Raw genomic sequence first — 25,972 nt, 5'->3', positions numbered from 1 at the left:
ATGCCCAATTAAGGAGAAATTATGAAAACCAAACTTAATACCACTCAAAAGCTCGTTCTGTCAGCTATTATGATGGCTCTTTACATCGCTATCCTCTTTGTGTCTCAAGCCATTTCCTTTGGTGCGGTTCAGATGCGTCTGGCCACCGCTTTATATGGATTAACCTACATCTTCCCATTTTTGGTATTCCCAATTAGTCTGGCTAATGCCATCGCAAACTCTTTTGGAGGTTTGGGATTGATTGACGTGGTTGGTGGTTTCTGTGCTAGCTTTTTAACAACTGGTAGCATCTACCTCATCCGTAAAGCCAAGTTATCTAGCTGGTTCATCATCCTTCCAATCCTACTCGTTCCTGCTTTAGTGGTACCAATCTGGCTTAGTGCCTTGCTCAAACTTCCTTATTTTGCTCTCGTTATTAATCTCCTCCTGGGACAATTAGTTCCTTCAATCTTGGGAGCTGTCCTTGTACGAGAGTTGGCTAAACGAGGATATAAAGACTGACAAACAAAAATATCTCTGCAATGTGCAGAGATATTTTTTAGTAATCAAAAGCTTTTTCGTAAGCTTCTTTTGGTGTCAATTTGTCACCAGAGATAAGCAAACGGTAGTCAACATTAGTAGGATCTTTTTGATACTCATCAACCCAATCTTGATTCATTTCGAGGTAAAGATTATAAGTTCCCAACTCAGTCGAAACAGTACCTACCTTGTAAAAATCTTTATAACGCTTTTGGTTATCCGTTTTTTTCAATTTTTCATATCGATAATAAGTTCTGGCAAAGTCAGTGAACTGGTATTCTTTCTTATCTTTTCCAGAGCCAGTTGTGACTTCAATGGTGCCCTTGTTATTTGTTAAATGCAAATCATAATCATAATCATTGTGGCTATTCACTTGGAAAACACCTGAAGTAATGTCACTATCATCAGAGAATGTCTGAATGTCAGCGAACTTAGCAGCCTGCCAAGAAGTAGGGACTCCTTCATATTCACCATCACTCTGGAGACCTAGAAGTGACCAATAGTGACCGAGATAGAAGGTATTAGACTTCTCACGATCTGTCACCAGTTCACCTACCATCTTAAGGTTTTCAGCACCCAGACGGTATGGGTTAGAAAGGTAACCAAAGACTGGGAAGAAATAAATGATGACTGTAAAGGTCAAGAGGGTCTTCATATTAATCTTGTTAATAGCCCAGAAGAAATAAGCAGCTGAGAACAAGAGAGCGTAAGCAGCACCGTAGCTGAACTTATGCGCATGGGCAATCAAAAGTAAAATGAAGAAAATAGGTTGGATCGGACGGACCTTGTGATAGATGATAGAGAAAACATCCTCCTTGTCTTCCTCAGATTTGAAAATCAAGGACAAGACAATGGTCAAGAGTACAAAGAAGGCGCCAAAACCGAAACCAACATCATTTGGACGGAAGAAATAAGCCAAGATGGACATATCCATCACCAAAAGCCAGACAGATGCAAATTTGATCATATTGTTACCAAATTTTGCAGCCGTTTGACTAGGTGCCTTTAAAGGTACCTCGAAGGCTTGTGCAAGTGCTCTTTCTTTGGCTTGGCGTTCAGCCTCTATTGCCGCTTTCATTTCCTTAGTACGGCGTTCCTTTTGGAACAAATGAGCAACCTTGGTCGGTTCATCTTCCCTTGACTTGGTAATACTCAAAAAGAGTAAATATTGCATGGCAAAGATGAGAGCTGTGTTCCCACCGTATTCTAGGAAGGAACCATTCCAAATACTAGAAACAACTGTAAAAACGATATAACCTCCAATTGAGATTAAAACCGTCAAGAGCAAATGAATCCAACGATAGCGGTAAGTGTATTTATCAGTTGTATCTCGCCTCAAAAACGTGTCACGTGGGTAAAGATACCAGATAACGAAGATAAGTTCAATGGCTTGAACTGCTGTTAGAAAACCAACGTAGTTGAAGCCAAAAACGGCTGCTACCACATTGATGAGATAGGAAATAATGGCCAAAACTCGCAGACTGGTGCGCTTAGACAAAAGTCCAATACTCATCAGGGTGATAGTTGAGAAGGCAGAAAAACCAGCGCCCATCTTATTATCAAAGATAAACACATTGACAAAAGCAAAAATCAAGATTCCTAAAAGACTTAAGACTTGTTTTTGCATTTCTTTTTTCTTTTCTTTCATATTTTCCCTCCTTATGGAAATGATAACGTTTCCGTACTCCTATTTTAACACAATTGTACTATTTTTGTCAGATTTAAAAAGGCATTCGGATAACCGAAGGCCTTTTTCATTTGTTATCTATTGCTTCAATCTTGAGGAACACAAAATCCCCATCAAAGCGTTGAATATACTTTTGAAAACCTAATAAACTAAAAGTTTCAATCTCATAGCGGACCTGATCAATACCATCACTAGTGCTTTCCTCAAGCAATTTTAGTTTTGGAATATCGGATTCCAAGACATCACGGTAAAGTCCTTTATACTCAAAGGTAATTCGAGCCCACTCGTTACCAGAAAGCATTGAGAAAGCCTGATAACGCACCTGCTCATCTGTAATAAGACAGTCTTTTTGTTCTGGACTGAGCGTGAAAGCCAAATCATTTTCGGATTTATGAATGGTCTGGAAACGATCCACACGGAAATAACGGATTTCAGAGAACTGATAATCACAAGTAAAGTTATCATCCAGTTTGTAAGAAATACAGTAGAAATAATGGTTGTCAAAAATGACTGAAATTGGAAAGACCTTATATTCCTCCACTTTTTCTCCTGGCTTACGGTAACTAAATGACAATGGACGTTGGTCCACAATGGCATCGAAAATGGCTGAAATAGCTGGTAAGAGTGACTTATCTTGTTCCTGATAAATCTTAAGTTCTTGATAACTATCCAGTTCTAGCTCAGTCAATCGCTTGATACGTCTGCGCTCCTTGTCGTCTACAGCCCTCTCAACAAAGATGTTGATTATCTCTGCTACTTCATCCTTTCGAAGAGCTCGACTCTCTAAAAGAATCTTAGATAGGATAACTGCCTGATTGTATTTAAGGTTACCATAGCCTTGTTCATACTGGGCATGGTAGGAACCGTATTTTCTGGAATACTTAACCTTCATATTTGGCCGGAGTTCAGTCAAATTCTCCTTGAGCTCACTCACATCCTCTTTAAGCGTACGCTCACTTATGCCAAAGCGAGCGAGGTAATCCGTTTTTGAAATGTCATTTCCCTTTTCCAATTCGGACATAAAGTACAAGAGACGTTTGGTTTTTGATGCTGTCATTATAAAATCCCCCTTTATAATCAAACCTCTTATTACTAAAAAATTGCTGTCTAGTTATTCATTATCATAGATGATCCATTACCAATGGCGACGAGCCACAGAATTATAGCTCAAATAATAGTCCTTTTTCTTTTCGTTGTACTCAAAAGAGAGTCTTAACAATTGTGCTTTCTCAATAGGACTATTCTGATCAGTGTAATTAAGATCAACTGACTTATGCATGATTCCTGATGAATGGACCTTTATACTTCTCCAGGCCCCTTTTGCCTGAGGATGTTCCCTCACTACCTCAGACAAGGATGTTATTGGTCCAAGATAAGCTTGGTCTTTGGTACGTAAGCTATTTATCTGCTCTTCAGTCCAATTACTGCTATAGTTATCAACTTCAGTGACGCCATCAAGTGGATAAGTCGCTGTTCCACCATCATAAACAAAGCGTCTCTTTTCGTCCTTCACAAAAGAGAGATCAATATACTCATTGCCATCTCCACGGTCATATCTCACCTTGAGACCACTGGATTCCATCTCGACATAATTGCCCTTACCATGACTTTCAATAATCCAACGTAAAGTATCAGCCTTAGGTTTCAGATTTTCAAAATCTTCTTCCGTCCAGTTATAAATCGCAGACTTATCTTCGTAGTCTTTTGGATCATCACTATCGGGTTTCTCCTCATCAAGTTCTGACTGGGATACTTGTTGGATCAGCCTGTATTTTTTCATAGCGCCTCGATAGACAGAACCACCTAAAGTTGCAAAGAAGGATAATCCAATCAGGGCAAGCACGATTGCGGCAAAGAGAAATCTACCTAGCTTCTGTCCCATTCTAAAGAGAATGATAGCAAGGACAAAACAAGCCACAATTACAGCTAGATACAGTATTATCGGCTTATACCTCCAAGATAAGAAGACCGACATCCAGCTCACACTTAAGAGTATCAATGGCAAAACAAAGGTCAAAAAGAAATGTCGCTTTTCAGCTTTTTCCTCCTGAAAAGCAGATTCAAACTCTGGCCCTTGATTACTAAAAGCCGACTCGAAAACCTGATCACCATTCTTTCGATGATCATCACTTAAATAACGTTTACTTTCTTTATTAAACATCTACTCCTCTAAATATTCTATATAACAATTTCCCAGTTTTATCTATTGTAACAAATGAAAGCGTCATTTTCTACAGATATACTTAAAAAGCAACCTGTCTTAGGTTGCTTAAAGGTTTAACATTAGTCATTCTCGATTTTTTCAGCTTCTGTACTGAATTTTTGTGCGATGGCTTCGAGGGCCAATTCGTCTGTATCTGGAAGAGTGATGGCATCATCTGAAATCTCATCAATATTAGCATAGAATTCAATGTGATTTTTAAGGTTTTGAAGCTGGATAGGTGCATCACCACCGTATTCACCATCTAGGTTAATCATCATACGATCTTTCCCCTGAGGCTCAATATACAGCGAACTCGTTTTGATATAGGAAATTCTCTTGTCGTAGATGTGTTTACCACCTTGGAGAACCTGACGAATAAGGTCTACCAATTCAAAGAGGTTTGCTGTCTTAACCATGATTAGTGTAAATTTACCATCATCCAGTTTAGCATCTGGGGCAATCGTTTCAAAGCCACCAACTGAATTGGTCAAGGCAACGAAAATCATGGAAAGGCCACCTTCAAAGACACCCTCATCATGCGTAATGCGGACAGGAACCTTCTTAACTTGTGGCAACAACTCTGCCCCCTTAACAAGGTAGGCCAAATAACCAAGGACTGTCTTTAAGCGACTAGGCACACTATAAGTTAGTTCCGTAAAGGAACCCGCAGCTGCAATATTGATGAAGTATTTATCAGCATAGGCACGACCAATATCCATTTGAAGGGTTTGATTTTTAGCAATAACCTTGGCTGCTTCAACAGGATTTCCTCTTGGAATCTTTAAAGCGCGTGCAAAGTCATTTGTTGTCCCCGTTGGAATAACCGCCATTTGTGGGCGATTTTTGAGTGGGGCAATCCCAGAAACAACCTCATTGATTGTTCCATCGCCACCTGCAGCAATGACTAAGTCAAAGCCTGCTTTAGCCGCACGAGTGGCCTCATTTTTTGCTGAGTTCTCATCTGGTGTTGTTTGAAAGGCTGACGCTTCAAAGCCAGCACCTTCCAGAATATCCAAGACCTCGGCAACATTTTTTTTCATAATTTCTTGTCCAGATGTTGGATTATAAATTAAGCGGGCACGTTTTTGTTTCATATTGAACTCCTATAAATCCAGCAACCAAGCCTCATCTTTTACGTCAATTCCTAGGCTTTGTGCTTTTTCCAACTTACTTCCGGCATCACTACCAGCAACTACTAAATCTGTTTTCTTAGAGACAGAACCTGTCACCTTAGCACCCAGAGCTTCTAGTTTTTCCTTTGCTTCACTACGTTTAAGATGCTCCAATTTTCCTGTCAAAACAACTGTCTTACCAGATAGGATGGCATCATCTGCTACCTTTTGCCCAAGATAGGCCAAATTAACCCCGTAGGTTTCCAGTTCTTTAAGAAGAACCTGAGCTTCTTCCTTGGCAAAATAGCGCTGGATGGACTTGGCAATAACCTCTCCTAAACCATCTACAGCAGCAATTGCCTCGACATCTGCACTTGCTAACTCTTGTATACTTCCAAATGCTTCTAGCAACTGCTTACTAACTTTGGCACCGACATGACGAATACCCAAACCATAGAGCAATTTCTCTGCAGAATTTTCTTTTGAGGCTTGAATGGCTGCATAAAGTTTTTCAGCAGACTTTTCCTTAAAACCTTCCAATTGGAGGAAATCTTGACTGTTCAAACCATAGATATCAGCCACATCTTTAACCAACTCAGCTTTAAAGAGCTTTTCAACCACTGAAGGTCCCATACCTGCGATGTTCATGGCATCACGAGAGGCAAAATGGATGAGGCCTTCCTTAATCTGAGCAGGACAAGAAGGATTAATACAACGTAGGGCAACTTCATCTTCAAAATGTAAGAGACCACTGCCACAAGATGGACATTGCGTCGGTACTTCCATCGGTTCTTGCGTTGTACGCTTGCTTTCTACTACACGAAGTACTGCAGGGATAATATCACCAGCTTTGTAGACAATAACGGTATCCCCGATACGAATGTCTTTTTCAGCAATATAATCCACATTATGAAGGGTAGCTCGACTAACGGTTGTCCCTGCTAATTGCACCGGAGTCAAATTAGCAGTCGGCGTTACTACACCCGTACGACCTACCTGCCAGTCCACTGAGAGAAGCTCTGCTTCCTTTTCCTCAGCAGGGAATTTATAGGCAATGGCCCAACGTGGTGCCTTGACTGTAAAACCTAATTCCTCCTGCATGGCTAAACTATTGACCTTTATAACAACACCATCAATATCATAAGCCAAGTCATCGCGATCCTGTCCAACAGCTTGAATAAAGTCCCAAATCTCATCCATAGAGGATGTGACAATACGTCGTGGATTAACAGAGAAACCTAGTTCTGCCACTTCATTCAAGACATCATTTTGTGTCAAACGTTCCGTTGGACTGGCTTCTTGATAAAGGAAAGTCGCCAAACGACGCTCCGCAACCACCTTGGTATCCAACTGACGAAGGGTTCCCGCTGCAGCATTACGTGGATTGGCAAATTCGGCTTCACCATTCTCCTGACGCTGGATATTGATGCGTTCAAACTCAGCCCGTGGCAGGTAACACTCTCCACGAACGGTAATATTAAGCGGTTGGTCCAACTTGAGAGGAATGTCAGAGATACGCTTGACATTTTCAGTGATATTTTCACCGACAGAACCATCACCACGTGTCGCACCTACCTGGAGAACACCATCCACATAGGTTAGCGAGATAGAGAGACCATCAATTTTGAGTTCAGCCATATAATCAGCATTAGGAAATTCAGCCTTCACTCTCTGATCAAAGGCATCTAGTTCTTCTCGTGAAAAAGCATCCTGCAAACTATAAAGCGGATACTCATGTTGATATTTTTCAAAACCATCAAGGACCAGACCTCCCACACGATGCGTAGGACTATCTGCTTGAACATATTCAGGGTACTCAGCCTCCAAAGCTACAAGCTCACGATAGAGCTTATCGTAGTCCGCGTCTGACACCGATGGATTATCTTCCGTATAATACTCTTTTGCATACTGGTTAAGTTTAGCAACCAGCTCTTTCATTCGTTTTTCCATAGGAACATTTTAACATAAAAGCAGAAAAAAACGCCTTTACAGACGTTAATTTAGGAAACAAAATCAATGACTTTGGCCAATTTCTTAATAAGAATTGCACCAACCAAGAGTGATGCCAATTCTCCCATAGCAACAGTGAACCAAGTTGCCCAAAATGGTGCTTGAGTAACTAGAGTCAACTCAGCCGCAATCGTCACCATGAAGAATGAAAAGTAAAAGGCAAAGAAAACATGAGCCTTGTCAAAAAGGCCACCCAAAATGTCTTGGTTTTTAAAACGGTCAAAGAAATAAACACCTGAACCGACAAAGACCAATGTTGATAGGCTTCCAACAACCACATCAATCATGTTAAAGCTAAAGAAATTAGCAATCACACAGCCCAAAGTAACGGCAATGATATACTTGCGATTATAAAATCCTAAAAGATTGAACATTTCTGCAATTCGGAACTGGTAGGGACCGTAGGAAATTAAGTTAAAAGGTGGCACAACAGTCAAGACTACATAAAGGGCCGCCACAATAGCAATATGTGTTAAATCACGAACAGTTTGTTTTTTCATTTTTCCTCCATAATCAATGTTTTTTATTAGCTACGAAAAATCAATAATCCCGTCAAAAGAGCCTGGATCTCACCAAGCTCTTTTTATCATCTAGGAATCATCCTCATGTTTTTTGTGTTTTTTGCTGTCACTACCATCTCCAGAAAAGCTCTGAATAATAGTAATCACATCTCCTCTTCTACTTTTTAGTTCACCTTGTCTAAGTTCTTGATAGGTCGCATTAAAGACGGCACCCAAAATCAAAATCCTGGCCAAAAAGATGAACCAAAGCATGAAGACGAAAATCATAATGGATCCAAATAACTTGATGTCAACCAATCGACTCAAGGTACGAATCACGTAGGTTCCAAACAAGTTACTTAAATAGCCAATCACTAAAGTCGTAAATATTGTTCCTGGCATAACATAGCGGATTTTTCGAATCTTCACATTTGGAAGCACGAAATAAAGCACCATCATTCCCAGGAAGACAACTGCAATACTTAGAGGCTGAATACTATTTAAAATAAGCTGGGTCATCTTGGAACCAATAGGATAGGTCTGATTGATAACTCGAAGGACCGACTGAATAATCGTGGACAGCATTAGTGCAAAGGTGAGCAGGAATAAGATTACCAGACTCATGAAACCACCGATAATGTGACTAATAAAGACATCACGGTGTTCTGAAGCACCATATACCTTGTTAATCGCCTTTTGAAGTGAAGACAAGGACTTAATCATAGTCCAGAATCCCGTCAAAGAGGCAACTCCTAGCAACTGTCCAGAAGGTGTCGAGAAGATATCCTGAACAACGTTGGCTGCAGGTGCATAAAACTGCTTAGGAAGGTGCTCATTCATAAACTTCAAGAGATCTGTCGTATCAATATTCAAATAGGGAAAGACATTGGCCGCAATGACAATGAGCGGAAAAATCGTCAAAATGAGATAGTAAGCCACTGCGATAGTTGAAATGTCTATCTCTGCACTACGATAATGCCTAAGATAAACCTGCAAAGGGCGCCACTGGAGTTTATCCAAGAGACGGGCCATTAAGCCTTGTCGTTTCATATTAGTAAGTTCTTTCTTCGCCTTGAGAAGTCAAAATTACTGGACCATCCTTAGTAATAACAAATTGGTGTTCATATTGACAAGAAAGTCCACCGTCAAGAGTTTTGTGAGCCCAACCCGTTTCAAGGTCCGTATCAATTTCCCAAGTACCAGTGTTAATCATTGGCTCAATAGTCAAAACCATTCCTTCTTTGAGACGGAGACCTCGTCCAGCCACCCCATAGTTTGGCACCATTGGTTCTTCGTGCATTGTTGGCCCAACTCCGTGTCCAACCAAATCACGAACAACACCGTAACCACGACTTTCAGCGTATTCTTGGATAGCTGCCCCGATATCACCGATACGGTTACCGACAACCGCTTGTTCAATACCAAGGTACATAGCCTCACGTGTTACTTCCATAAGTTTTTTCACTTCGTCAGATGGCGTTCCAATCGCATAAGCCCAACATGAGTCAGCCAAACCGCCAGAATATGATTCCGTGTATTTTTTAACCTGAGCAACATTGTCAAAGTCCAATTTTGACACATCAAGGACTGACTTATCGATAGGTTCTGACAAGACCATATCAACTTTCAAGAGGTCACCATCTTTCAAAATATAGTGACGTGGAAAGGCATGTGCCACTTCGTCATTAAGGCCACAGCATGTTGCATAAGGGTAATCCATAATGCTTCCCTCAACTCCAATCTGAAGGGGAAGAACATTTTCTTCTTTACAACGACGACGTACATACTCTTCTACTTCCCACATATCCACTCCTGGTTTCAAGAGGTCACGTAGACCAATATGAATGCTAGCAAGAAAATCCCCTGCCCTATCCATTGCTTCAATTTCACGTGCTGATTTTAATGTAATCATTGTTTTCTCCGTTTTCTTTATATCTTTTATTTTTAGTTACTAAGTTTTCTTAACCACAACGACTGATTTGCAGACGGTATGATTTCCGTGAGTAACCATAAGGTCCAGATGGGCTCTACGTCTGGTTTCAGCAATAATACTTGGTGTAATCGTCACCTTGTCATCGATCTGAGCTGCCTGAAGAAAGTAAAACATCATCTCTTCAATCACAAGACCATTTTGTTCCTGCTTTTCCATGATACGATAGACAACCTCTTTAACCATCTCTGCAAGAACACCCTGAGTGAGGTTTCCAGAATTGTCAATCATAGTGGGCTCTACCTCAAAGCTGAAAGCATGCTTGTCCTGGTTTAGGTTAGCTATCATTTGATCACTAAAGGTGTGCAAGTTGCCACGATTATTGTCCTGAAGTTCTTCCAAAACCTGACGACGGGTGATAACACCTAGATAGTGTTTTTCTTCATCCACAACAGGAATGATATCAAAGTCTTCAAAAATCATCTTTTGGGCAACAGTTGCCAGACTAGTCTCAAGTCGTGTCACCGTCGGCTTGGTCATGATTGCCTTAAGCATGGTCGTTGGTTGCTGATTAGACACATCCCGCATGGTCACAATACCAATCACTTTTTCAGACTCAGATAGAATTGGAAAACGTACCAAGTTGGTCCGTTTAACCAAATTCTGAAAATCTCTGACCGTCATTTCTGGAGTCATGTAATTGTAGTCTTCTCGTCTGGTATAGACTTGAGCTACAGTCTTGATATCTGTTTTGATACGGACATTCGAAAGCGCCTGGTTAATCATGGTTGCCACGGTAAAGGTATCGTAAGTTGTTACCATAACTGGAAATTGCTTCAAACGAGAAAGCTCTTTTACCCTATCGGAAACCTGAAAGCCCCCCGTCACTAGAATAGCATTATTGTGTTCTAGAGCAAGCAATTGAATATCCTCACGGTCCCCAACAATAAGAAGATCTCCCTTAGTTAGATAACGGGTGATATTCTCAATAGTCATGGCTCCAATATAGAACTTACTGAAGACACGTTCCAGACCTTCATGACCAGAGATAACCTCAGACTCTGTAATCTCTGCAATCTCCGCAAAGGTCAGCCTGTCAAGGCGAACTTGGACTTTCTTTTCAATTCGAACCGTCCCACTCCGAGGACGAGTCTCAACCAACCCTCGATTTTCGGCTTCTTTAATTGCTCGATAGGCAGTTCCATCAGAAACCTGTAAGTGATTCGAAATACTACGCACACTAACACGCTTACCGATAGGCAAGGCCTCAAGATAATCTAGAATTTCTTGATGTTTACTCACAGTTCTCCTCCTTCTCAAAGCGGAGATAATCACGCATGGTACGAGTGTATCGGTCTGCTCCCTTAAAGCGGGACACAAGTTTAAAGCCTGATTTTTCCGCTACACGAATCGATGCCTTATTTTCCAAATGGGCAATAAGAATAATACGTTCCATTCCCATTTCTGTCAAAGCCAAATCTGACAGACAGGTAACCGCCTCAGTCATTAGACCTCTACCCCAGCAAGAGGCATTCAGAAAATAGCCAAGCTCTGCAGTCCGTTTCTGGACATCAATCTTTTCAAAACGAACGACGCCAATCATCTTATCTAACTCTTTATCTACAATCGCCCATACACCTAGAGGCTCCTTCATGAAATAATGAACCAAAAGGCAATCCGTTTCATGCTGTGTTTGAGTGGCAGGAAAGAAGAATTGTAGATTCTGAGGATTTGATACAATTTCGTGTAAATCAAAACGATCCAAAAAGATGAGTGGTCTAAAAGAAAGGCGCTCCGACTCAAAAAAGGCAAAAGCACCCAGACTAGTCCAAATATCCATGATAGTATTATAACACAGTTTTAGAAATGGAAAAAGGCTCAACCACTAGGGGTTGAACCTTAGACTTAATCTTCAATCAAACGAATATCTGCACCAAGGTCAGAAAGTTTCTCAATGATATTTGAATACCCGCGAAGGATAAACTCAATATTGGTAATTTCAGTTTGACCTTCTGCCATAAGACCCGCTGTAACAAGTGCCGCACCTGCACGCAAATCACTAGCTTTTACTGGTGCACCTGAAAGTTGCGTTGGACCACTGTAAATAATTTGTCCACCGAGTACTTGAATATCAGCCCCCATACGAGCCAATTCAGGAACGTGGTTCACACGTTTTTCATAAATTGTATCTATGATTTTTCCGCGACCACTTGCTTTCAATAACAATGGCGTCATAGGTTGTTGTAAATCCGTTGCAAAACCTGGATAAGGCGATGTCTTAATGTCAACAGGTTTTAGATCACCTTGCTCTTCCACAAAGATGGCATCTTCTTCAACGGTCATACGAACACCCATTGCTTCAAGTTTAGCAATAAAACTTTCAAGGTGTTCATAAAGAACATTTTTAACCTTAATTCCCTTACCGATAGCCGCAGCCATAGCAATGTAAGAACCCGCTTCAATACGGTCTGGAATGACCTGGTGACGAGTGCCATGTAAGCTTTCTACACCGTCAATGGTAATGACTTCTGTACCAGCGCCACGTACACGCGCACCCATATTGTTAAGAAGAGTTGCTACATCAATAATCTCAGGTTCACGCGCCGCATTTTCAATAACCGTACGACCGTCAGCCTTAACCGCGGCCAACATGGTATTGATGGTCGCTCCAACACTGACCGTATCCATGTAGATATGAGCACCCTGAATGCGTTGACCAGCATCAGTCGCAATACGCATAGACTCGGCTTCATAAGAAATGCTGGCACCCATCGCTTCAAACGCCTTAAGGTGAAGGTCAATAGGACGTGGTCCCAAATCACATCCACCAGGCAAACCTACTGTTGCTTGACCGTAACGTCCAAGCAAGCTACCGTAGAAATAGTAAGAAGCACGAAGGCTGTTAATCTTACCAAATGGCATTGGCATATCCTTAACGCCTCGTGGGTCGATTTCAAGTGTTTCGCCATCACGCTTAACAGAACCACCCATTACTTCTATAATTTCAATGAGGTTATCGACGTCGCTGATTGCTGGCACCCCATCAAGAGTAACCACTCCATCAGATAAAATGATGGCCGGAATCAATGCAACAACTGAATTTTTAGCCCCTGATACTGTAACTTCTCCCTGAAGTTTCTTACCACCATTGATGATAATTTTACGCATACTGTTCAATCTTTCTTATACTGGAATATTAGCCATTACATTCTACCATAGATTGAGGTGCATGACAAATTAAGAACTCTAACAATTATCGGACAGTTTCACTTGACCACTTAAACCACCCCTTAAAACGGATAGCACCGTTCTGGTCTGTTCGTAAAACCTTAATGTGACGTTCCTTGAAACGCTCCAAAGTTTCATCATTTGGATGTTTATAACGATTATTCTCACCAGCTGAAACAAGGGCAAGGGAGGGCTGCAACTGGTCCAAAAACGCTTCAGACGATGACCCTTTTGAACCGTGGTGTCCGGCTTTGAGGACACTAGCCTTTAAATTAGGATAGCTGACCATCAGTTCCTCCTCTCCTTCTTTTTCCAGATCACCCGTAAACAAAAAACTACTTCCTAATAGTTTTCCGTAAAGAACTATCGAATCGTTGTTACCACCATCACCAACTTTATTTGGATAAAGAACCTGTAGCTTACTTCCCATCATGGGTAAGTTGTCTCCAGCCTTTAGAGTGCGAACTGGGCATTTTAAAGTTCGAAGTCGTTTCACAAAACTAGGCTTAGTCAAAGCTCCTTGACTGACACAGATTTCCTTAATCTTAAACCGCTTGGCTACTTCTTCCAAATCACCAATATGGTCTGTATCCGTATGAGTCAGGACCAGATGGTCAATTTGAGACACTCCCCTAGCCTGTAGGTAGGGAATCAAGGTTTTCTCCGCATTGCTCGTCTGGCTAGCCTCTTGCCATTTTTCCTTTGACCCGAAAGTCACCTTGCCACCCACATCAATTAGGATGGTATCGCCTTTCATACTCCTCAGAAAAATACTATCTCCCTGACCAACGTCAACCATAGTCACCTCATTGGTTAAAGGATGTTTGACCCAGATCATCAAAAGACCAAAAATCATCAAAAGGCAAATCCTAAACTGAGGCTTTTTCCAAAAATCAAAGAGCATAACCAATATAGCTATCATCAAGCCAAACTGAAACAAACTAGGTTTCCCTAAAATCAAAGGCTGGCCTATCCAGGATTGTATCCAAGTCAAAAAGGTCTCCATCCATTCAAAAAGTGGGTTGATTTGAGAAAAGATTACCAACCCTGAAAGGGCAAAGAAGACCGTCAAGACAGGTAAGAGAAAGCTATCAAAGACTATCGAAAACATCGCCGTCAGAATTAGACTCACCGGTTGAAAGGTCCCATAATAGTAAGTTAGAAAGGGCAAAATCCCAAGACTCAATACTAAGCTCGTACAAATTGACTTTTTAAGAGATGACATCTCCTCAAAATCAAACAAACACAACAAGAAGGCATAGGAACAACTTAAAACACCTCCCACTGTTAAAAGAAAATGAGGTAAAAAGAGAAACAATAGAAGCAAGGTTATTCCCATATTGTCTAGTTTTTTAATACCAAACTCAGCCAACAAACTTTGAATCAAGGAACGTAGGACAGAAGCTGTCCAACCTGTCATTAAGCCATAGCATAAGGAAAAAGGCAGTAAAATGATAAATAGATAATCTTTAGGAAGACCTAAACGCAGGAGTCCGTAACGAAACCATCCCAGAAAAAAGCCGACTTGCATCCCCGAAAGTGCGAATAGATGAATAATCCCTAAACTCGTGTAAAGCTGACTTTGCTCATCAAACTCCTTATCCAAATACCCAAAGAGCAGGCCTGTCATATAGTGTCTCATAGGATTAGGAAAGTGCGTCTGGATATGAACCAATGCCCTCCTCCTCAGTTGATGGAAAAAAGCTAGGGGAGATAGAGATTTTTGAGGCACCACATGGTCCAAGTGCTCAATCTGAGCCATTCGATAAATACCTTGACTGGCTAGATAAGACTGATAATTAAACCCTTGAAAATTACGTTGACCAGTTGCTTGGGATAACTTTATTTTCCCTTTTAATACCAACGTTTGGCTAGTAGTCTTAAAAAAATGCTGCTCCTTCTCAGATTTAAGTCGGTAAAAGACCTGATAGGTTTGTCCCTTTGCCTTTCCAATAGCTGATAATTGCTCACCATTAACCGACAGCGTATCAGCAACCAGAGTCACCTGATTGATTTCAGTAGGAGCTTGTTTATCTTGTATGGTAGCTCTGTGGTGCAAGAATAAAAAGTAGACCAAAAAGAAACTACCTACAAGTCCCACCAACTTTAGGGCTGCCTTATTCTTCCAATGATGCTTCAAAAAACATCCTAAAAGAAAAGACAAAGCCCCAATAGCATAAACATTAGTGGCAAAAATCGTAAAATAAAGAGCAGCTATTAACAGAGCCAAGGAAAAAAGATTGATTGGAGTTTTTTTAAGCCACATAGAGGGACTCTCTGATTTTTTCTAAAGTTTTATCACCAATTCCTGAGACATTTTTCAAGTCATCTACGGATTGAAATCCTCCATGACTTTCACGATAGGCAATGATATCCTCTGCCCGCTTAGCTCCAATTCCAGAAATGGTTTGCAACTCCTCTGAGGTCGCTGTATTTAAGTTAATTTTGCCATCCTTAGCACTAGTTTGCCCTCCTTTGTCAGAGACCTGACCAGTTCCTGATTGACCAAGGACAGAGAGGTTTTCATCCTTAGTTGCCACATAAACAACCTCTTCGTCCGACAGGCTTGCAGCTAAGTTAACACTCTTAGCATCCGCATCCTCAGTCATTCCCCCAGCAGCTTTGATGGCATCAATCACCCTAGCGCTTGCTTTTAAAGTATAAACACCCGGATTAGCCACAGCCCCCTTTACATCTACCGTTACTTTTGACTTCTCCTTTTCACTTCCTTCAGTCTTTGACTGGGAAGACGCCTCAGAAATAGACTGTGAACTTTGTTTGGATGAGGATGTTGACAAAGCTGTCACATCTGTATAAGACGTCTCCGCCTCCATGCTGTTGCCGGCACCACAAGTCATCCATAGAAAGAAGCAGAAAATCACCGTCAGTACAGCGATGACACTCACAAACAGACGATTATCCTTGACATAGGCTAGAATCTTTTCCTTCACGCTATTCTCCTTAATTGATATATTTTCTTTCTTATTCGTAAAAAATTTGAAAAATATATCAAAAAGTAAAAAAAACTCCATCAGATCTACTATGTCTGACAGAGTTATTAGCTTATTTCTGCGTTTCTTTGGCACGGTGTTTTTCAGGGTTCCAAACAAAGCTAGCTACATATGAGAAAGCCATGGTCAAAAGCACTGCAATGATAGCCACAAGAGCGAGAGGTACACGGTAAATATATGTCAATGGGTTTGGTTTTTTGCCTGTTTGATAGCTCAAAGCTTCTTCATCGAGACGATCAAATTCAGATTGGATACGACGAGCAACCTCTTGAATATTTTCGTCATTCAAACGCTTCAAATCTGAAATATCAATAGGATTACCATAGTTCATATCCACACGTTCACCCGTTAAGAGCCCCTTGAGCTCACGAGGTCCTTGATAAACAACTGGCATAATCTTAACCTTGGCCATCTTAGCGATAACCGCAACCCCACCCTTAACATCAGAAGAATGACGGCTACCACTTGGGAACATAATCAAACTACGATTACTCTTCTTAAGCATGTTAACAGGGTACTTGATAGCTTCTTGACCAGGATTTTCACGGTCAATTGGGAAGGCACCACACATGCGGATCCACCAACCAAAGATACGGCTCTTGAAGAGTTCTTTCTTAGCCATGAAAATAAACTGCTTAGGACGGGCTGAAAAGGCCATATAAACAGGGTCCCACCACGTTCGGTGCGGAGCAACCAAGATATAGTTTTCATCCTTGTTCAATAATTTATCGCGATTGTGGTAATGGGCATTACCATTGATAATCCAAAGAAGGAAGACAACAAGCCCACGTAAATAAGCGTAAAACACGTTTTTACCTCTTTTTCTACAAGTTTTTTACTATTATACCAAAAAAGGAGCTCTTTTTTCACCGAATTTCTTTGTAAAAGTCTTGAAAATGGTGTGGCACTTTCTAATAGTTTGAGCTATAATGTAACTATGAAAAAAAGTATTGAGATTATAGGGAAAAATCGAAAGGCACTTAATCTTTGCCTCATTATTGCAAACTTGGTTGTTCTGGCTATCCTAGGCTTTGTCCTATTCCAACGCCATAACACGAAATCTGAACAAGTAGCCAAGGCTGAAAAGACTGAACAAGTCGCTAATAGCACAAGCTCATCTTCAGAAAAAGCTAAAGAAGATGATGAAACACAACTCAAGAAAGGTAGTAACCACAGCATTGCAGCTTCTGACTATGCTTACGATGTTACTGCTGTGAATAACACTATTCGAGGCCAGTCTCAGGATATCGACGACAAGGTAGTCTTTTTAACATTTGACGATGGGATTGATCCAACACTGACCCCACAAGTCATGAGTATTTTGAAAGAATACGGTGTTCACGCCACATTCTTCCACATTGGTTACACCATTACACAAGAAAATGCGGACATCCTCAAACGCCAAATTACAGAAGGACATGCGATTGCCAACCATAGCCTCAGCCATAACTTTAATCTCCTTTATCCAGGACGTGTTCCTAATCAAAGTCAGATTGTTTCTGAGGTTAACCAAACCATGGCTAATTTCCAAGCCATCCTAGGTAAAGACTTCAAGACAAGAATCTTCCGTTATCCTGGTGGTCATATGTCATGGCAAGGTCTAGAAAGTACTGACCAAGCTCTCGCCAAGGAAGGTGTCCAGTGGATTGACTGGAATATGCTTTGTGGTGATGCAGAACCAGCCTCTGTTCGCCCAACAACATCTGAAACCATGATGGCCTACTTGGATGGTTCACAAAAATATTTCCCTGAGAGTCATGTTAAGGTTGTCCTTATGCACGACACTGCTGGTAAGGAGCTCACAGTTCAGACCCTTCCACAAATCATCGAATACTTCAAAGACCAAGGCTACACCTTTGGTGTCCTAGAGTAATCACTCACAACAGTTCCTTTGGGAGCTGTTTTTTGTTACAATAAAAGCTATGACAAATCCAATTTTAAAAGATGGAGAACGCATTGACCAACTCTTCTCCACAGATGTAAAAATCATACAAAACAAGGAGGTCTTCAGCTATTCTATCGACAGTGTCCTCCTCTCTCGATTTCCAAAAATTCCCAAGAAGGGGTTAATCGTCGACCTCTGTTCGGGAAATGGTGCCGTTGGCCTCTTTGCTAGTACACGCACTGAGGCACCAATTACCTTGGTTGAGCTACAAGAACGCCTGGCTGACATGGCCAAACGTTCCGTCACTCTCAACCAACTAGAGGACCAGGTGACCGTTGTTAATGACGACCTAAAAAATTTGCTTGACCATGCCCCACGATCTCAGGTAGACCTTATTCTCTGTAACCCTCCCTACTTTAAGGCGACAGAAACATCCAAGAAGAATCTGTCCGAGCACTACCTCTTGGCCCGTCACGAAATCACGACCAATCTAGAGGAAATTTGCCAGGTCGCTCGTCATGCCCTCAAATCTAACGGACGTATTGCCATGGTGCATCGTCCTGACCGCTTTTTGGATATCATCGACACCATGCGCCAATATAATCTAGCACCTAAACGCATCCAGTTTATCTATCCTAAGATGGGACGTGAGGCTAATATGCTCCTGATTGAAGCCATTAAAGACGGCTCGACAGATGGCTTGAAAATCCTTCCACCTCTCTTTGTGCATAAGGAAAATGGAGACTATACCGACGAAATCTTTGAGATTTACTTTGGAAAAAAGGCTGAGGGTGAGTCCTAGACGATGACAGAAAAGGATAACAAAGCCTACATGTATGTGGTTGAGTGTGCCGATGGCACACTCTATACAGGCTATACCACAGACGTCGAACGCCGCCTCAAAACCCATAACGCAGGCAAAGGCGCTAAGTATACCAGAGCCCGCCTACCAGTCAAACTCCTCTATTCAGAAGCCTTCGCCAGCAAACCAGAAGCCATGAGCGCCGAAGCACTCTTTAAGAAAAAAAGCCGAGAGAAAAAACTAGCCTATATCAAAGAACACACGGAAAAATAACCGTGTGTTTTTTTGATATAGGAAAACACTCTATTTTCATAGAGCGTTTTCATTGTTTATTTATCACCTTTGTTACGGATAACAAAGCCGTTTTTCTTTTCGCTTGAGGTACGGTGTGGACGTTTGTTGCCACGGTTTTCGAAGTCACGGCTATTCTTCTTAGACTTGCGTTTGAAGTCACGACGGCCACCGTCTCGGTCATCGCGGTTACGGTCGCCACGGTATCCACCACGACGGTTGTTATCGCGACCACGGTTGCCACGGCCACCTTTGCCGCCTTTACCACCAAAGCCACCACCTGATGGTTTGAATGGCAATGGTTTTTCACGAGCAATTTCCACTTCTGGCATTGTCTCTGGGTCTTGAACGGTCAAGCTCAAGATGTAAAGTGCCAATTCTTCAGGAGTGAATTCTTGAGCCAATTTAACCGCATCACCCTTGAACTTGTCAAAGTTAGAACGGATAGCTTCATCCGCAAAATCGCGTTCGATCTTCTTAAGAGCAACTTTCTTCTTAGCTTGGAAGGCTTCTTGAGCTGTTGGTGGCTTAAGACCTTTCATGCGTTTCTTAGTCAAGTTTTCGATAATTCCCAAGTAACCCATTTCATTTGGTGCTACGAAAGTAATAGATTGACCTGATTGGCCTGCACGTCCTGTACGTCCAATACGGTGAACGTAGCTTTCTGGATCTTGTGGAATATCATAGTTGTAGACGTGAGTGACACCTGAAATGTCAAGACCACGCGCTGCAACGTCTGTCGCAACCAAAATATCGATTTGGTCGTTCTTGAAGTCACGGATAACACGAAGACGCTTGTTTTGATCAAGGTCACCATGGATACCTTCGGCACGGAAACCACGAAGTTTCAAACCACGTGTCAACTCATCCACACGACGTTTGGTACGTCCAAAAACGATTGACAATTCTGGTTGGTCAACGTCCATAAGGCGAGTCATGGTATCAAACTTCTCTTGTTCCTTCACTCGGATAAAGTATTGGTCAACGTTAACATTGGTTAATTCTTTAGCCTTGATTTTCACATGCTCAGGATCTTTCATGAACTGCACACCAATACGTTTGATGGCATCAGGCATAGTTGCTGAGAAAAGGAGCGTTTGACGTTCTTCTGGTACTCGGCTAATGATAGCTTCAATGTCTTCAAGGAAGCCCATGTTAAGCATTTCATCCGCTTCATCCAAAATCAAAGTCTCGATGTTATTGAGTTTAAGAGCCTTACGTTTGATAAGGTCAAGGAGACGACCTGGTGTCCCTACAACGATGTGGGCACCTGAACGGAGGGCCTTGATTTGTTTTTCAATGCTAGAACCACCGTAGACTGAGCGAACCTTAACGCCTTTGTCACGACCAAAACGGAAAAGCTCTTCTTGAGATTGCACTGCCAACTCACGTGTTGGGGCAATAACAAGAGCTTGGATTGTATTTTCTTCTGTACGAATTTTATCTAGGGTAGGCAAACCAAAGGCAGCTGTTTTACCAGTACCAGTTTGGGCCTGACCGATAACATCCTTACCTTCAAGAGCGAGTGGAATTGTCAACTCTTGGATAGGTGATGGTTTTTCAAAACCGGCAGCTACAACAGCTGATTGGATGTCTTCTGATAGGTTTAAATCTGTAAATTTCAAAGTATTCTTCTTTCTATTTGAAGGCGGTGCGAAGCCACCTTATGAGACTTGGTTGTGTAGTAGATTAACTACCTGTATTTAATAGTCGTTTATTTTAACAACTCATCTAGTCTATCATATTTAGAAATAAAAAGACAGAAAATAACGTTTTAAAACCGCCTTCAATTTGAGAAGACGGTTTCACTCACTAATTATTATTTATGGACCAACCAACGCAGGTAGCGGGCCAAGACCAAACAAAGAATTACACTACCGATAATGATGAAAATCCAGGCTGGACTGACCGTCATAAACGGTAAAGGAACATTCATCCCAAAGAAGCCTGTAATAACGGCAAGTACTCCCAAGAGTACCTCAATAATGGTCAAATTACTCAAGTTGTTGTTCAGGTTATTGTTTAGGATATTATTATAAGAACCTGACAGTTGCTGTAAGACCTTAGAAATTAGGTCCGTCATGGCTACTAACTGTCTAGCTTCAATCATAGCATCATCAAACTGTTCTTTTTCGACCTCGTTGAGACGACGATAAATGGCGTGCCCCTTGATGTGTTCCAATAGAAGACGGTTTTGTGTAGCTGCAGCCACCAAATAGACCATGCCTGTTTCCAAATCTGAAAGGTCGTAAAGATTCTTACTTGTCGTAGTCTGCCTTAGACGTCGACTAACCTCATCTTTTTGCTGATCCAAACGTTCAATGACGGGATAGTAGGCATTTGAAATCATCTCAAGTCCTGCAAAAAGCAATTTATAAATAGATAAATCCTCATGGTTATCCACATAGTCTTGCATTTTGCTGATCACATAAGCATTATCCTCGTTACTAATGGTCACCAAACGCGTATCTTGTACAATAAAGGTCAGAGGAATGGTTTCATAGTATTCCTTGTCCTTCTCAAGAGCCAGAACATTATAGATAAAAGTGATTGTTCCATTCTCACGGTTGTAGTCCATGTGAGCTCGTTCATTTTTATCCAAGGCATACTCTATGGTTTCCTGGTCAATATCATACTTGGTATAAAGGTAGGATTGCTCAGAAATAATATCTGAGTCAATATTAATCCAGTGACGCTTATAACCCAGTTCTTTTTCAATAAACATTTTTCTTCCTCATTACTTTAGCACTGCTGCTGCCAAAGCTTGTTGGATTTCAAAGACATTATTATCACTCTTAAATTGAAGGACCTCTGCGGGCTCCAATGCTGATGAAATCCAAATCTTAAGTTCAGCATCTAGGTCAAAGTGCCCTGAACTTTCTACAGTAAAACGAGAAATCGAGTGATAAGGGATAGACTTGTAGGAAGTCTTCTTTCCTGTAACACCTTGCTTATCGACTAAAATCAAGCGCTTCTCTGTAAAGACAATCAAGTCACGAACTAAAACATAGGCTAACTCCACCTGTTCACCTGGAATTAAAATCCCCTCCAATTGGCGCTCAACCTTATCATTATCTTTTTTAGATGCGTTGCCAAGCAGTCCTGAAAAAAGTCCCATAGTTGTTTCTCCTTTTTTATTGTAAAGATAATCCTTGCTTTAACTATACCACAATTTTAGGATTTCAGACACTTGCAGAAATGGGTTTCTAGTAGTACAATTAAAGAGTCACAAGAGGAGCAATTGCTGAGAATGGCTAGCTTGATTTTTTCTTCAAGACCTGCCTAAACTCTTACCACCTGATCAGGTTAGGACCTGCGTAGGGATGTGTCTCAAAATAGATTGAAATAGAGGAACTTCTATGACGTCGTTTTGATGTGGCAAAAAACAGCCAATCAAGACGATTGGTATAGGAGGTTTTTTTATGTCGAAAACAAATATTCGACCAATGATTGAGGTTGCCCTTTTTGCAACCATTGCTTATATTCTGGACCTAGTCACCCAACCCATGTCACTAGGCCCTTGGATTTCCCTTTCCTTTAAAATGGTGCCCATCTTTCTCCTCAGTTTTCGCTGGGGCTTAAAAGCTGGTGCTATGGGAGGTCTTATCTGGGGACTACTTCAAGTGGTGACAGGACAGGCAGCCGGTGGTTGGCTAACCTTAACACAAGGTTTTCTGGAATATTTTGTCGCCTTTAGTCTGATTGGTATCAGTGGTGTGGTCAAACCAGCCCTTGATAAAGCTATTAAAGAAGGCAATAAAGTCAAGTCTCTGATGGTGATTACTGAGGGGATTCTGCTTGGTAGCTTTGCTCGTTACCTCATTCACTTTATAGCCGGTGTCATCTTTTGGGGAAGCTATGCCCCTAAAGGACAAAGCCCTTATCTCTATTCATTTATTGTCAATAGCTCATCCTTCCTTGGAGAAACATTGGCCAGCCTCATCGTTTTCTTCGCCCTACAACGATTCCTAGGCAGGTTACTAAATACGGAAAAATAAAAGAAACCATAGGACAGTCTTAAGTGGTAGTCCTATGGTTTTTCTTGTTTATATAAAAAACAGCAATTATTGCCTATTCACAGTAATAACCTCACTTTTGTTTTACTATTTTTTATGTTAAGATACAAAACAATATATGTTCCCATATATGCAAACTGGAGGTTTCCCATGCAAAAATTTCGTGAATCAAGAGGGATACGATTAAAAGATGTCGCAAAAGCTGGTATCTCGACATCTCAACTGTCTCGTTTTGAAAAAGGTCAGACAGACTTAACCATTACAAAGTTTATGTTGATATTGGACGAGATCAACATGCCTATTGACGAATTCATGTATGCTGTCCATGATTTTCATCGTGATGAACTGAATGAACTATTAGCAAAGATTCAGCTTTTTGTATCGACTCATGATATTAATGGATTAAAGAAACTACTTAATTCCCAACTAAAATCAGAACCTAAACGAGAAAAATTTCATCACATTAATACTATTTTATTAAAAATTCGCTTACAGGATTTATCGGGAGAAAGCTATTATACACAGCAGGACCTAACCGATTTAACCGATTATCTATTTAGTGTTGAGTACTGGGGTTATTATGAATTATTGATTTTTGCAAATACCTTAGATGTGTTGAACCATGAGACTCTTATGGTTTTGGCAAAGGAGATGTCTAGAAGGTCTGATTTTTACAAAGAGATTCCTAATAATCGACGCATGATATCAACCATGTTATTAAATGTTTATATTACATGTATAGAAAGAGGAGAGCTCATTGATGCACTGTATTTCGAAAAACAATTAAACCAATGCTTTTTTATCGAGACTGAAATTTATGAACGATTGGTTTTTCAATATGCACAAAATTATTATCAATATAAAAAAGAAGGAAGCAATCAGTCTATTATCGAAATGAAGAAATGTATTGATGCCATGAAATTGGCAGGGAGCAAGAATATTGTAAAGACTTATGAAGCGCATTTGAAAAAATTGATAGATAAAAATAGTTAGCAAGCATATATGGGAATTTATTAAATAAGCTTATTATTCTTGTAAAATTATTTAAAAATATGTGTGAATCCAATTTCATTTCCAGATTTGGTAACCAATATGGAGAAACGGTATGTCTAAATCCTTTCTGAAATTACTTATCTCTCAGTTATTTGCTAACTTAGCTGACATTTTTCTCAGGGTATCCCTCATTGCAAATATCTACGTCATTACAAAATCCGTTATTGCAACCTCAATGGTTCCGATTCTAATCGGATTGTCAGCTTTCGTGGCAAGCCTTCTAGTGCCATTGGTGATTAAAAAAATATCCCTAAATAGAGTGCTTTCTTTCACTCAATGTGGAAAGACTTTTTTATTAGCAATACTCCTTGTAATGCTCATTAAGGCTCAATTTGTTCCAGCCCTAGGATTGTATATCTTTGTTGTCGCTATTTCTATCTTAGATGGCTTTGCGTCACCCGTATCTTATGCCATGATTCCTAGATATGCCACAAATTTGGGAAAGGCAAATGCTGCCTTATCAATGAGTGGTGAGGGAGTACAATTGATTGGTTGGGGACTGGGCGGTCTCTTATATACTTCGCTTGGTCTTTTTCCCACACTGTTGATAGTCTTACTCCTTTATCTCCTTTCCACTTTTGTGATGCTCTCTCTTCCTCAGGCCAAAATTGAGCAGTTAGAAGCGGAGACAAATCTTGATACTCTAGTAAAAGGATGGAAGTTAGTTGCAAAAAATCCTAAATTAAAGTTATTTGTTCAAGCAAATTTATTAGAGGACTTCTCAAATACAATCTGGGTATCGTCTGTAATCCTTGTTTTTGTAACCGAGGTGTTAAAACAAACTGAAAGTTACTGGGGCTACTCAAATACAGCCTATTCCCTTGGTATCATTTTAGGTGGAATAATTGTCTACAAACTATCCGAAAATTTTTTAGCGCATAAGTGGAAAAGTATTCTCTTTTCACTCTTAGCAATGGCGACCATCACAGCCAGTATCCTCTTTTTCTCAAACACACAAACATTTTTTATTTTCTCAAGTTTAATCGGCTTCTTTTCTCAGTTAAAAGAAGTACCTGAAAGTGTCTTTCTTCAGGAAACTGTCGATGAAAATCAGTTAGTACATGTTTATTCTGTATTTGAAGTCATTTCAACCCTTGCTTTTTCAGTTTTCGTCTTTCTGATGAGTTCTATTACTGAAAAATTTGGAATTACAACAAGTTTCTGGCTATCAACAATTTGCATACTTTTAGAAGCTGGCTTGATTTATCATAATCGTAATTATCTAAAGTAATTAATCATAGGTATACTTGATAACTATTAGGTTTATAAAAAAAATAGGACTATCTGATTAGATAGTCCTATATTTTTTTGTGTTGTTTTAGAGACGTGACGTAGTTAGTGAGACGGCTAGTTAGCTACAAGATAGGGGCTAGCGTCAAAAGATGAACGATTTACTTAAACTATACATAGTATTATGACATGAGAAAACGGAAACGATACTTTTCCGTTTTCGAGTTAGTAAGGGACTTAGCCACGGTCACATAGAACACTTCATAAATAACATCATTAAGATATTACGACACGAAGTCAGACGAATCGATATTATTCGGCTGACGTAGTTAGTGAGACGGCTAGCTAGCCACAAGATAGCGGCTAGCGTCAAAAGATGAACGATTTACATAAACTATACATAGTATTACGACATGAGAAAACGGAAACGATAATTTTCCGTTTTCGAGTTAGTAAGGGACTTAGCCACGGTCCCAAAGGACGTGGCGTAGATTG

General features: G+C 40.6%; 24 protein-coding genes and 1 riboswitch. Of the genes, 7 read left to right on the top strand and 17 right to left on the bottom strand.

Annotated features, from left to right (window positions below):
- Nucleotides 1-21 precede the first annotated feature (21 nt).
- Nucleotides 22-501 carry a QueT transporter family protein gene (locus ACT170_RS09945; RefSeq protein ID WP_013991025.1) on the top strand — a complete coding sequence of 160 codons (480 nt, stop codon included), beginning with the start codon at nucleotides 22-24 and terminating at the stop codon, nucleotides 499-501.
- A 37-nt stretch (nucleotides 502-538) separates the two neighbouring features.
- On the opposite strand, the gene ACT170_RS09940 is transcribed toward ACT170_RS09945, so the two are convergent.
- The 14 genes from ACT170_RS09940 to ACT170_RS09875 all read right to left on the bottom strand — a co-directional run bounded on the left by ACT170_RS09940 (nucleotide 539) and on the right by ACT170_RS09875 (nucleotide 17,008).
- Entirely contained in the window at nucleotides 539-2,167 is a 1,629-nt protein-coding gene (locus tag ACT170_RS09940; protein WP_038676601.1) for a hypothetical protein, read from the bottom strand.
- Between the two features lie 106 nt (nucleotides 2,168-2,273).
- The gene (locus ACT170_RS09935) at nucleotides 2,274-3,263 is read right to left on the bottom strand and encodes a helix-turn-helix transcriptional regulator (protein WP_022496795.1); all 990 of its coding nucleotides are present in this window, start codon (nucleotides 3,261-3,263) and stop codon (nucleotides 2,274-2,276) included.
- A 78-nt stretch (nucleotides 3,264-3,341) separates the two neighbouring features.
- Nucleotides 3,342-4,367 (bottom strand): hypothetical protein, encoded by a 1,026-nt coding sequence (locus ACT170_RS09930; protein ID WP_038676603.1) that lies wholly within the window; start codon nucleotides 4,365-4,367, stop codon nucleotides 3,342-3,344.
- Nucleotides 4,368-4,489: 122 nt separating this feature from the next.
- On the bottom strand, nucleotides 4,490-5,503 hold the full coding sequence (locus ACT170_RS09925) for a diacylglycerol kinase (RefSeq protein WP_004183144.1): 1,014 nt from the start codon (nucleotides 5,501-5,503) through the stop codon (nucleotides 4,490-4,492).
- Nucleotides 5,504-5,512: 9 nt separating this feature from the next.
- On the bottom strand, nucleotides 5,513-7,471 hold the full coding sequence (gene ligA / locus ACT170_RS09920) for an NAD-dependent DNA ligase LigA (RefSeq protein WP_444818268.1): 1,959 nt from the start codon (nucleotides 7,469-7,471) through the stop codon (nucleotides 5,513-5,515).
- A gap of 50 nt (nucleotides 7,472-7,521) precedes the next feature.
- Entirely contained in the window at nucleotides 7,522-8,031 is a 510-nt protein-coding gene (locus tag ACT170_RS09915) for a QueT transporter family protein (RefSeq protein ID WP_002891556.1), read from the bottom strand.
- Between the two features lie 90 nt (nucleotides 8,032-8,121).
- Nucleotides 8,122-9,081 carry a YihY/virulence factor BrkB family protein gene (locus ACT170_RS09910; RefSeq protein WP_002891558.1) on the bottom strand — a complete coding sequence of 320 codons (960 nt, stop codon included), beginning with the start codon at nucleotides 9,079-9,081 and terminating at the stop codon, nucleotides 8,122-8,124.
- A gap of 1 nt (nucleotide 9,082) precedes the next feature.
- Nucleotides 9,083-9,943 (bottom strand): methionyl aminopeptidase, encoded by an 861-nt coding sequence (locus ACT170_RS09905; RefSeq protein ID WP_004183173.1) that lies wholly within the window; start codon nucleotides 9,941-9,943, stop codon nucleotides 9,083-9,085.
- A gap of 39 nt (nucleotides 9,944-9,982) precedes the next feature.
- Nucleotides 9,983-11,263, bottom strand: a complete 1,281-nt coding sequence (gene spxR, locus ACT170_RS09900; protein WP_002884454.1) for a CBS-HotDog domain-containing transcription factor SpxR — start codon at nucleotides 11,261-11,263, stop codon at nucleotides 9,983-9,985.
- Nucleotides 11,256-11,801: a GNAT family N-acetyltransferase gene (locus ACT170_RS09895; protein WP_324711573.1), complete on the bottom strand. Its 546-nt coding sequence runs from the start codon at nucleotides 11,799-11,801 to the stop codon at nucleotides 11,256-11,258. Before ACT170_RS09895 ends, spxR begins: the two co-directional genes overlap by 8 nt.
- A gap of 65 nt (nucleotides 11,802-11,866) precedes the next feature.
- Complete coding sequence (locus ACT170_RS09890) at nucleotides 11,867-13,129, bottom strand: UDP-N-acetylglucosamine 1-carboxyvinyltransferase (RefSeq protein ID WP_084915391.1); 1,263 nt, start codon at nucleotides 13,127-13,129, stop codon at nucleotides 11,867-11,869.
- A gap of 85 nt (nucleotides 13,130-13,214) precedes the next feature.
- Nucleotides 13,215-15,455, bottom strand: a complete 2,241-nt coding sequence (locus tag ACT170_RS09885; RefSeq protein WP_444818267.1) for a DNA internalization-related competence protein ComEC/Rec2 — start codon at nucleotides 15,453-15,455, stop codon at nucleotides 13,215-13,217.
- Nucleotides 15,445-16,140 (bottom strand): helix-hairpin-helix domain-containing protein, encoded by a 696-nt coding sequence (locus ACT170_RS09880; RefSeq protein ID WP_104021279.1) that lies wholly within the window; start codon nucleotides 16,138-16,140, stop codon nucleotides 15,445-15,447. The genes ACT170_RS09885 and ACT170_RS09880 overlap by 11 nt, the downstream gene beginning before the upstream one ends.
- Nucleotides 16,141-16,252: 112 nt before the next feature.
- A complete protein-coding gene (locus ACT170_RS09875) occupies nucleotides 16,253-17,008 on the bottom strand; it encodes a lysophospholipid acyltransferase family protein (protein WP_037599200.1) in 756 nt (251 codons plus the stop codon).
- 129 nt (nucleotides 17,009-17,137) lie between these two features.
- Here ACT170_RS09875 and ACT170_RS09870 point away from each other — a divergent pair, with 129 nt between their 5' ends.
- From ACT170_RS09870 to ACT170_RS09860, 3 genes are read left to right on the top strand one after another with little or no spacing between them, the layout of a single operon-like run.
- Complete coding sequence (locus tag ACT170_RS09870) at nucleotides 17,138-18,073, top strand: polysaccharide deacetylase family protein (protein WP_022496131.1); 936 nt, start codon at nucleotides 17,138-17,140, stop codon at nucleotides 18,071-18,073.
- A 49-nt stretch (nucleotides 18,074-18,122) separates the two neighbouring features.
- Nucleotides 18,123-18,887 (top strand): tRNA1(Val) (adenine(37)-N6)-methyltransferase, encoded by a 765-nt coding sequence (locus tag ACT170_RS09865; protein ID WP_004183185.1) that lies wholly within the window; start codon nucleotides 18,123-18,125, stop codon nucleotides 18,885-18,887.
- Nucleotides 18,888-18,890: 3 nt separating this feature from the next.
- Entirely contained in the window at nucleotides 18,891-19,160 is a 270-nt protein-coding gene (locus ACT170_RS09860; protein WP_104021280.1) for a GIY-YIG nuclease family protein, read from the top strand.
- A 56-nt stretch (nucleotides 19,161-19,216) separates the two neighbouring features.
- Here the strand turns inward: ACT170_RS09860 and ACT170_RS09855 are convergent, their stop codons facing one another.
- From ACT170_RS09855 to ACT170_RS09845, 3 genes are all read right to left on the bottom strand, one after another.
- Complete coding sequence (locus ACT170_RS09855) at nucleotides 19,217-20,803, bottom strand: DEAD/DEAH box helicase (protein ID WP_004183188.1); 1,587 nt, start codon at nucleotides 20,801-20,803, stop codon at nucleotides 19,217-19,219.
- Nucleotides 20,804-20,997: 194 nt separating this feature from the next.
- Nucleotides 20,998-21,903 carry a magnesium transporter CorA family protein gene (locus ACT170_RS09850; protein ID WP_004183190.1) on the bottom strand — a complete coding sequence of 302 codons (906 nt, stop codon included), beginning with the start codon at nucleotides 21,901-21,903 and terminating at the stop codon, nucleotides 20,998-21,000.
- Between the two features lie 12 nt (nucleotides 21,904-21,915).
- The gene (locus ACT170_RS09845; RefSeq protein ID WP_013991039.1) at nucleotides 21,916-22,296 is read right to left on the bottom strand and encodes a PH domain-containing protein; all 381 of its coding nucleotides are present in this window, start codon (nucleotides 22,294-22,296) and stop codon (nucleotides 21,916-21,918) included.
- A 103-nt stretch (nucleotides 22,297-22,399) separates the two neighbouring features.
- A riboswitch (TPP riboswitch) is annotated at nucleotides 22,400-22,519 on the top strand.
- 81 nt (nucleotides 22,520-22,600) lie between these two features.
- Here ACT170_RS09845 and thiT point away from each other — a divergent pair.
- The 3 genes from thiT to ACT170_RS09830 all read left to right on the top strand — a co-directional run bounded on the left by thiT (nucleotide 22,601) and on the right by ACT170_RS09830 (nucleotide 25,478).
- The gene (gene thiT, locus ACT170_RS09840) at nucleotides 22,601-23,176 is read left to right on the top strand and encodes an energy-coupled thiamine transporter ThiT (protein ID WP_049553635.1); all 576 of its coding nucleotides are present in this window, start codon (nucleotides 22,601-22,603) and stop codon (nucleotides 23,174-23,176) included.
- 168 nt (nucleotides 23,177-23,344) lie between these two features.
- Nucleotides 23,345-24,187, top strand: a complete 843-nt coding sequence (locus ACT170_RS09835) for an Rgg family transcriptional regulator (RefSeq protein ID WP_444818266.1) — start codon at nucleotides 23,345-23,347, stop codon at nucleotides 24,185-24,187.
- A gap of 112 nt (nucleotides 24,188-24,299) precedes the next feature.
- Complete coding sequence (locus tag ACT170_RS09830; protein WP_048790316.1) at nucleotides 24,300-25,478, top strand: ryptide export MFS transporter; 1,179 nt, start codon at nucleotides 24,300-24,302, stop codon at nucleotides 25,476-25,478.
- Nucleotides 25,479-25,972 lie beyond the last annotated feature (494 nt).

The sequence above is a fragment of the Streptococcus sp. cx1 genome, from assembly GCF_052384325.1.
Taxonomy (GTDB): Bacteria; Bacillota; Bacilli; order Lactobacillales; family Streptococcaceae; genus Streptococcus; species Streptococcus salivarius_G.
This window is presented reverse-complemented; position numbering and strand designations above follow the sequence as displayed.

Coding starts and splice junctions, on each gene's coding strand:
- ACT170_RS09945 (WP_013991025.1), top strand. CDS start 22: ATGAAAACCAAACTTAATACCACTCAAAAGCTCGTTCTGTCAGCTATT.
- ACT170_RS09940 (WP_038676601.1), bottom strand. CDS start 2,167: ATGAAAGAAAAGAAAAAAGAAATGCAAAAACAAGTCTTAAGTCTTTTA.
- ACT170_RS09935 (WP_022496795.1), bottom strand. CDS start 3,263: ATGACAGCATCAAAAACCAAACGTCTCTTGTACTTTATGTCCGAATTG.
- ACT170_RS09930 (WP_038676603.1), bottom strand. CDS start 4,367: ATGTTTAATAAAGAAAGTAAACGTTATTTAAGTGATGATCATCGAAAG.
- ACT170_RS09925 (WP_004183144.1), bottom strand. CDS start 5,503: ATGAAACAAAAACGTGCCCGCTTAATTTATAATCCAACATCTGGACAA.
- ligA (WP_444818268.1), bottom strand. CDS start 7,471: ATGGAAAAACGAATGAAAGAGCTGGTTGCTAAACTTAACCAGTATGCA.
- ACT170_RS09915 (WP_002891556.1), bottom strand. CDS start 8,031: ATGAAAAAACAAACTGTTCGTGATTTAACACATATTGCTATTGTGGCG.
- ACT170_RS09910 (WP_002891558.1), bottom strand. CDS start 9,081: ATGAAACGACAAGGCTTAATGGCCCGTCTCTTGGATAAACTCCAGTGG.
- ACT170_RS09905 (WP_004183173.1), bottom strand. CDS start 9,943: ATGATTACATTAAAATCAGCACGTGAAATTGAAGCAATGGATAGGGCA.
- ACT170_RS09895 (WP_324711573.1), bottom strand. CDS start 11,801: ATGGATATTTGGACTAGTCTGGGTGCTTTTGCCTTTTTTGAGTCGGAG.
- ACT170_RS09890 (WP_084915391.1), bottom strand. CDS start 13,129: ATGCGTAAAATTATCATCAATGGTGGTAAGAAACTTCAGGGAGAAGTT.
- ACT170_RS09885 (WP_444818267.1), bottom strand. CDS start 15,455: ATGTGGCTTAAAAAAACTCCAATCAATCTTTTTTCCTTGGCTCTGTTA.
- ACT170_RS09870 (WP_022496131.1), top strand. CDS start 17,138: ATGAAAAAAAGTATTGAGATTATAGGGAAAAATCGAAAGGCACTTAAT.
- ACT170_RS09865 (WP_004183185.1), top strand. CDS start 18,123: ATGACAAATCCAATTTTAAAAGATGGAGAACGCATTGACCAACTCTTC.
- ACT170_RS09860 (WP_104021280.1), top strand. CDS start 18,891: ATGACAGAAAAGGATAACAAAGCCTACATGTATGTGGTTGAGTGTGCC.
- ACT170_RS09850 (WP_004183190.1), bottom strand. CDS start 21,903: ATGTTTATTGAAAAAGAACTGGGTTATAAGCGTCACTGGATTAATATT.
- ACT170_RS09845 (WP_013991039.1), bottom strand. CDS start 22,296: ATGGGACTTTTTTCAGGACTGCTTGGCAACGCATCTAAAAAAGATAAT.
- thiT (WP_049553635.1), top strand. CDS start 22,601: ATGTCGAAAACAAATATTCGACCAATGATTGAGGTTGCCCTTTTTGCA.
- ACT170_RS09835 (WP_444818266.1), top strand. CDS start 23,345: ATGCAAAAATTTCGTGAATCAAGAGGGATACGATTAAAAGATGTCGCA.
- ACT170_RS09830 (WP_048790316.1), top strand. CDS start 24,300: ATGTCTAAATCCTTTCTGAAATTACTTATCTCTCAGTTATTTGCTAAC.